This window comes from Myxococcus sp. AB056, assembly GCF_006547365.1.
Taxonomy (GTDB): domain Bacteria; phylum Myxococcota; class Myxococcia; order Myxococcales; family Myxococcaceae; genus Myxococcus; species Myxococcus virescens.
Genome location: NZ_VHLB01000007.1, coordinates 155,750 through 163,636 on the forward strand (window position 1 = coordinate 155,750; position 7,887 = coordinate 163,636).

The 7,887-nt window shown below is 65.7% G+C and carries 1 protein-coding gene (running past one end of the window); it reads left to right on the forward strand.

What is annotated here, in order from left to right:
• Positions 1-7,887: part of a non-ribosomal peptide synthase/polyketide synthase coding region (locus tag FMP39_RS05245; protein ID WP_141588882.1), annotated on the forward strand (this coding region is incomplete at its 3' end). The annotated region extends 19,208 nt beyond the left edge of the window; the window shows 7,887 of its 27,095 annotated nt.

The window sequence follows — 7,887 nt, forward strand, 5'->3', positions numbered from 1 at the left end:
TCAGCAGCGGCTGTGGTTCCTCGACCAGTTGGAGCCAGGCAGTCCGTTCTACAACGTTCCCTCAGTGGTGAAGTTGAGTGGGCGTCTGCAAACGACCGCGTTGGAGGCCAGCTTCAGTGAACTCGTGCGGCGGCACGAGTCATTGCGCACGACGTTCCGCGTCAGTGGTGGTGAACCCGTGCAGGTCATCGCAACGGATCCGCTTCAGCCTTTCCAGCAGCTCGACTTCAGCGAGCTGGAAACGGAGCGCGAATCCAGGGTGCGACACTGGATCGAAGAGGAGATTCAGCGCTCGTTCAACCTGGAGACGGGCCCGCTGCTGAGGGCGACGCTGCTGAAGGAGGGGGAAGAAGCGCACGTGTTGGTGCTGGTGATGCACCACATCGTGTCGGACGGCTGGTCGATGGGCGTGCTGGTGAGGGAGTTGGTGGCCCTGTACGAGGCGTATTCGCAGGGGCGCGAGTCGCCGCTGGCGGAGCTGGCGGTGCAGTACGCGGACTACGCGGTGTGGCAGCGAGAGTGGCTGAAGGGTGAGGTGCTGGAAGAGCAGCTCGGGTACTGGAGGAAGCAGCTAGCGGGTGCGCCAGCGGCGCTGGAGTTGCCGACGGACAAGGTGAGGCCGGCGGTCCAGACGTACCGAGGAGACACGAGAGGACTGGAGTGGCCGAAGGGGCTGTGGGAGGGCGTGAAGGGGCTGGCGCAGCGGGAGAACGCGACGCCCTTCATGGTGCTGCTGGCGGCCTTCCAGGTGGTGCTGTCGAGGTACGCGAGGCAGGAAGACGTGTGCGTCGGGACGGCGATAGCGAACCGGACGAGGGCTGAGACGGAGGGGCTGATTGGCTTCTTCGTCAACACGCTGGTGCTGCGGACGAAGGTGTCTGCGGCATCAAGTTTCCGTGAGCTGCTGGCGCAGGTGCGTGAAGTGACGTTGGGTGCGTACGCGCACCAGGAAGTGCCCTTCGAGCGGTTGGTGGAGGAACTGCAGCCGGAGCGGGACTTGAGCCGCAGCCCGCTATTTCAGGTGATGTTGGTGCTGCAGAACGCGCCGGGAGGGGCGGTGAGCCTGCCGGGGCTGAAGCTGGAGGCGGCGGAGTCGTCTGCGAAGGCGTCGAAGTTCGACGTGACGCTCGGCTTGGGAGAGTCGAGCGCGGGAGGGCTGTCGGGCGCGATCGAGTTCAACAGCGACCTGTTTGAAGCCGAGACGATGGAGCGGCTTTTGGGGCACTTGCGGGTGCTCCTGGAGACTGCTGTGAGCGCCCCAGCGCTGCCGCTGGCTGAGCTGCCACTGATGGGCAGTGAAGAGCAGCAGCGACTGGTGAAGGAGTGGAGCGGGACGGCTTCCACGTACCCACGCGATGCCAGCCTGAGTGTCCTCTTCGAGGAGCAAGCACAGCGGACACCGGACGCGGTGGCGGTGGAGTATGAGGACCATCGGCTGACATACGCGGAGCTGAACCGGCGCTCGAACCAGTTGGCACACCACCTGAGGAGCATGGGTGTGGGGCCTGAGGTGCGGGTGGGGTTGTGCGTGGAGCGCTCGCTGGAGCTGGTGGTGAGCGTGCTGGGCATCTTGAAGGCGGGAGGCGTGTACGTCCCGCTGGAGTCCAGCTACCCGCTGGAGCGCCTGGCGTGGATGAAGCAGGAGGCGAGCGTCACGCTGCTGCTGGGGCAGCAGAAGCTGCTCGAGTCCATGGGGCTCGGTGACACCGAGTCCAGGGTGTGCGTGGACACGGAGTGGGACGCTCAGATTGCGCATCAGCCAGAAAGCAACCTGCGTTCCAGTGTGGCCGGTGGGCATCTGGCGTACGTGATGTTCACGTCAGGAAGCACGGGGAAGCCGAAGGGCGTAGGCGTGCCGCACCGAGCAGTGTCTCGCTTGGTGCTGGGGACGGACTTCGCGCACTTCGGGCCAGAAGAAGTGTGGCTGCAACTGGCACCGATTTCCTTCGACGCATCGACGCTGGAGGTATGGGGCGCGCTGCTGCACGGCGCGCGGTTGGTGGTGTACCCGGCTGGGACGCCGTCGCTGGAGGAGTTGGGTCGGAAGCTGGAGTCTTCAGGTGTGACGTCGCTGTGGCTGACGGCTGCGCTCTTCGAGCAGATGCAGGCGAGGCAGCCGAAGGCGCTGGCCAGTGTCCGTCAGCTGCTGGCTGGTGGTGACGCGCTGCCAGTGTCCCGCGTGAAGGAACGACTGGCGGCAGGTGGCCTGCTCATCAACGGGTACGGCCCGACGGAGAACACGACGTTCACCAGCACGTACCGGATGGAAAAGCCCGAGGAAGTCGGGGTGTCGGTGTCCATCGGCCGGCCGGTGAAGAATACGGTGGCTTACGTGCTGGACGGGGCAATGCGCCCAGTGCCTGTGGGCGTGCCGGGTGAGCTGTACGTGGGCGGAGACGGGCTGGCAGTGGGGTACGTGGGCCGCCCGGAGCTGACGGCGGAGCGCTTCGTACCAAGCCCATTCGGTGAGGGAGCGCGGCTGTACCGCACGGAGGACGTGGTGCGGTGGCTGGGGAATGGGACGTTGGAGTTCCTGGGCCGAGCGGACACGCAGGTGAAGGTGCGGGGCTACCGCATCGAGTTGGGTGAAGTGGAAGCGGCGCTGGCCCAGCACAGTGGCGTCAACGAAGCCGTGGTGGTGGCGCGGGAAGAGGGGAACGAAGGCAAGCGGTTGGTGGCCTACGTGACGGCGCAGGAAGGTGCCTCGCTGGACACGGGTGTACTGAGAAGCCACGTGAAGCACCGGCTACCGGAGTACATGGTGCCGTCGGTGTACGTGGTGCTGGAGGCGCTGCCGCTGACGCCGAACGGAAAGGTGGACCGCAAGGCGCTGCCTGCTCCGGTGACGATGCTGGGCACGCCAGGTTCCGATTATGTGGCGCCGCGCACTCCCACAGAGGAACTGCTCGCTGGGATTTTCTCGCAGGTGCTGGGCGTGGAGCGGGTGGGTTCGAAGGACAATTTCTTCAAACTGGGTGGCCACTCACTGTTGGCAACACAGATGGTGTCGCGGATTCGGAGCACCTTCCGAATCGAGCTCCCGCTCCGTGAATTGTTCGAGGCTCCCACGCTGTCGCTCCTGGCCGAGCGGGTAGACCAAGCCATTCGCACGGGAGCGTCGATCGCCGCTCCGCCCCTGAAGCCACGAGCGGATGGGAGCTGGGTGTTGCCTCCGTCGTTCGCGCAGCAGCGGCTATGGCTCCTGGACCAGATGGAGCGAGGGAGCGCCTCCTACAATGTGCCGGCCGTCCTTCGGGTAGAGGGGCCGCTCCAGGCCGAGGTGCTCGAGCGGAGCTTCGTGGAGCTCGTGCGGCGCCACGAGTCGCTGCGGACGACGTTCAGCACTCGGGATGGAAAACCCGTTCAAGTCATCGCAGCCGAGCCGGTGCTGGCCTTCCGAAGCGTGGGGCTGGAGTCATCGGCGGAGGCCGCGCGCACGGCGGAAGTCACTCGTCTAGTCGAACATGAGGCACACCAGCGGTTCGACCTCGAACGTGGCCCTTTGCTGCGCGTGACGCTCCTGAAGCTGTCCGATCAAGATCACGTGCTGATCCTGGTGACACACCACATCGTGTCTGATGGGTGGTCCATGGGCGTCCTCGTGCGGGATGTAACCGCACTCTACGAGGCGTTCTTGCAGGGGCGTCCCTCACTGCTACCGGAACTGCCAGTGCAGTACCCGGACTACGCGCTGTGGCAGCGGGAGTGGCTGAAGGGCGAGGTGCTGGAGTCGCAACTCGCATACTGGAAGCGGCAGTTGAAGGGGGCACCCCAATCGCTGGAGCTGCCGACGGATAAACCGCGGCCCGCGGCGCAGAGCTTCCGAGGAGGACACCTCGACCAGTCCTGGCCCCTGGCCTTGTGGGAGCGGGTGAAGGCCCTGGCACAGCGTGAAGGAGCAACGCCGTTCATGGTGCTGCTGGCGGCCTTCCAGGTGGTGCTGGCCCGCTACGCGAGACAGGACGGCGTGTGCGTGGGGTCGCCCATCGCAGGGCGCACGCAGGGCGAGACGGAAGGGCTGATCGGCTTCTTCACGAACATGCTGGTGCTGCGGACGAAGGTGTTCCCGGCATCAACCTTCCGTGAGCTACTCGCTCAGGTGCGAGAGGTGACGTTGGGTGCGTATGCGCACCAGGACGTGCCGTTCGAGAAACTGGTGGAGGAGCTTCAGCCCGAGCGTGACCTGAGCCGCAGTCCATTGTTCCAGGTGACGCTGACGCTGCAGAACACGCCCGAGACGGAGGTGAAGCTCGGAGATGGCTTGAGGCTCTCCGGTGTGGAGTCGGAGGGGCGGACGTCGAAGTTCGACCTGTCTCTGGTGATGGAGGAGGTGCCGGACGGCGTCATGGCGATGGTCAACTACAACAGCGACTTGTTCGAGGCCGGGACGATGGACCGGATGCTTGGACACTTGAGGGTGCTGTTGGACGCCGGCGTCGCCGAACCGGATACGCGGCTGGCCGAACTGCCGCTGATGGGCAGTGAAGAGCGGCAGCGGTTGGTGAAGGAATGGAGCGGGACGGCTTCCACGTACCCACGCGATGCCAGCCTGAGTGCTCTCTTCGAGCAGCAGGCGCAGCGGACGCCGGACGCGGTGGCAGTGGAGTACGAAGGCCAGCGACTGATGTACGCGGAGTTGAACCGGCGTGCGAACCAGTTGGCGCACCACCTGAGGGGGATGGGCGTTGGGCCCGAGGTGCGGGTGGGGTTGTGCGTGGAGCGCTCGCTGGAGCTGGTGGTGAGCGTGCTGGGCATCCTGAAGGCAGGGGGCGTGTACGTGCCGCTGGATGCCAGCTACCCGCTGGAGCGCCTGGCGTGGATGAAGCGGGAGGCCGGCGTTGCCGTGTTGGTGGCGCAGGAGAAGCTGGCGGACGAGGTGGCCACGGGCGGCGAGCTGGTGGTGTGCGTGGACACGGAGTGGGACACGCAGATTGCCCATCAGCCGCAAACCACGCCGAGTGCCAACGTGGGCGGTGGAAACCTTGCGTACGTGATGTTCACGTCAGGAAGCACGGGGAAGCCGAAGGGCGTAGGCGTGCCGCACCGAGCAGTGTCTCGCTTGGTGCTGGGGACGGACTTCGCGCACTTCGGGCCGGAGGAAGTGTGGCTGCAACTGGCGCCCATCTCTTTCGACGCATCGACGCTGGAAGTGTGGGGCGCGCTCCTGCACGGCTCGCGGTTGGTGGTGTACCCGGCAGGGACTCCGACGCTGGAGGAGTTGGGCCGGAAGCTGGAGTCTTCAGGTGTGACGTCGCTGTGGCTGACGGCTGCGCTCTTCGAGCAGATGCAGGCGAGGCAGCCGAAGGCGTTGGCCAGTGTCCGTCAGCTGCTTGCAGGGGGCGACGCGCTCCCGGTGTCCCGCGTGAAGGAGCGGCTGGCCGCAGGCGGTGTGCTCGTCAATGGGTATGGCCCGACGGAGAATACGACGTTCTCCAGCACGTACCGGATGGAGAGGCCGGAGGAAGTAGGTGCCTCGGTGTCCATCGGCCGGCCGGTGAAGAACACGGTGGCCTACGTGCTGGACGGGGCAATGCGTCCAGTGCCTGTGGGCGTTCCGGGTGAGCTGTACGTGGGCGGAGACGGGCTGGCAGTGGGGTACGTGGGCCGCCCGGAGCTGACGGCGGAGCGCTTCGTACCAAGCCCATTCGGTGAGGGAGAGCGGCTGTACCGCACGGGGGACGTGGTGCGGTGGCTGGGGAACGGGACGCTGGAGTTCCTGGGCCGAGCGGACACGCAGGTGAAGGTGCGTGGTTACCGCATTGAGCTGGGAGAAGTGGAAGCGGTGCTGGCCCAGCACAGTGGCGTCAACGAAGCCGTGGTGGTGGCGCGGGAAGACGGGAACGAAGGCAAGCGGTTGGTGGCCTACGTGACGGCGCAGGGAGGGGCCGCACTGGATGCGGGTGCACTGCGAAGCCACGTGAAGCAGCGGCTACCGGAGTACATGGTGCCGTCGGCGTATGTGGTTCTGGAGTCGCTGCCGCTGACACCGAACGGCAAGGTGGACCGCAGGTCGCTGCCCGCTCCAGAGGCACAAGGCCCGAAGACGGCGCACTTTGAAGCACCCCGCACGGCGACTGAGGAGAAGCTGGCGTTCATTTTCACCGAGGTGCTGAACGTCGAGCGCGTCAGCGTCGATGAAGACTTCTTCGAGCTGGGTGGCCACTCGCTGCTGGCCACGCAGTTGGTGTCACGCGTCCGCGAGTCCTTCCAGGTGGAACTCCCCCTGAGGGACGTCTTCGAATCTCCGACGGTGGAGAAGCTGGCCCTCCGGCTGGGCCACGCACAGTTGGGGGGCTTGATGCCCCAGGCGCCACCACTGAAGCGGGCTCTGCGCCAGGGTGCATTGCCGCTGTCGTTCGCTCAGCAGCGACTGTGGTTCCTCGATCAATTGGAGCCTGGCAGCGCCTTCTACAACGTGCCGGTCGCAGTGAGGCTCACAGGCGTCCTGGACGTTGCAGCGTTGCGCCGTAGCTTCGATGAGTTGGTTCGCCGACACGAATCGTTGCGAACCACGTTCCGTGCTCAGGACGGGATGCCCGTCCAGATCGTCTCCGACACTGCATCGACCCGGTTGGACGTCTTGGCATGCGGAACTCCGGACGACGGTGAAGGAGGGCTGGAGACAAAACGCCTCGCGGAGCAAGAGGCGCTTCGCCCATTCGACCTGGAGACGGGCCCGCTGCTGAGGGCGACGCTGGTGAAGGAGGGGGAAGACGCACACGTGCTGGTGCTGGTGATGCACCACATCGTGTCGGATGGCTGGTCGATGGGCGTGCTGGTGCGGGAGTTGGTGGCCCTGTACGAGGCGTACTCGCAGGGGCGCGAGTCACCGCTGGCGGAGCTGGCGGTGCAGTACGCGGACTACGCGGTGTGGCAGCGAGAGTGGCTGAAGGGTGAGGTGCTGGAAGAGCAGCTCGGGTACTGGAGGAAGCAGCTAGCGGGTGCGCCAGCGGCGCTGGAGTTGCCGACGGACAAGGTGAGGCCGGCGGTCCAGACGTACCGAGGAGACACGAGAGGACTGGAGTGGCCGAAGGGGCTGTGGGAGGGCGTGAAGGGGCTGGCGCAGCGGGAGAACGCGACGCCCTTCATGGTGCTGCTGGCGGCCTTCCAGGTGGTGCTGTCGAGGTACGCGAGGCAGGAAGACGTGTGCGTCGGGACGGCGATAGCGAACCGGACGAGGGCTGAGACGGAGGGGCTGATTGGCTTCTTCGTCAACACGCTGGTGCTGCGGACGAAGGTGTCTGCGGCATCAAGTTTCCGTGAGCTGCTGGCGCAGGTGCGTGAAGTGACGTTGGGTGCGTACGCGCACCAGGAAGTGCCCTTCGAGCGGTTGGTGGAGGAACTGCAGCCGGAGCGGGACTTGAGCCGCAGCCCGCTGTTCCAGGTGATGTTGGTGCTGCAGAACGCGCCGGGAGGAGCGGTGAGCCTGCCGGGGCTGAAGCTGGAGGCAGCCGAGTCGTCAGCGAAGACATCGAAGTTCGATTTGACGCTCGGGTTGAGTGAGACGGATGAGGGCCTTTCTGGAGGCCTCGAGTTCAACAGCGACCTGTTTGAAGCCGAGACGATGGAGCGGCTGCTGGAACATCTGCGGGTGTTGTTGGACGCAGCCGTCGCTCGGCCTGAGACGCGGCTGGCCGAACTGCCGCTGATGGGCAGTGAAGAGCAGCAGCGGTTGACGGCGTGGAGTGGGGCGACTGCGCATTACCCACGAGAAGCGTCGTTGGCGCAGTTGTTCGACGCACAGGCGCAGCGGACGCCGGACGCGGTGGCGGTCGAGTATGAGGACCGGCGGCTGACGTACGCGGAGCTGAACCGACGCGCCAACCAGCTGGCACACCACTTGAGAAGCATGGGGGTGGGGCCAGAGGTGCGGGTGGGGTTGTGCGT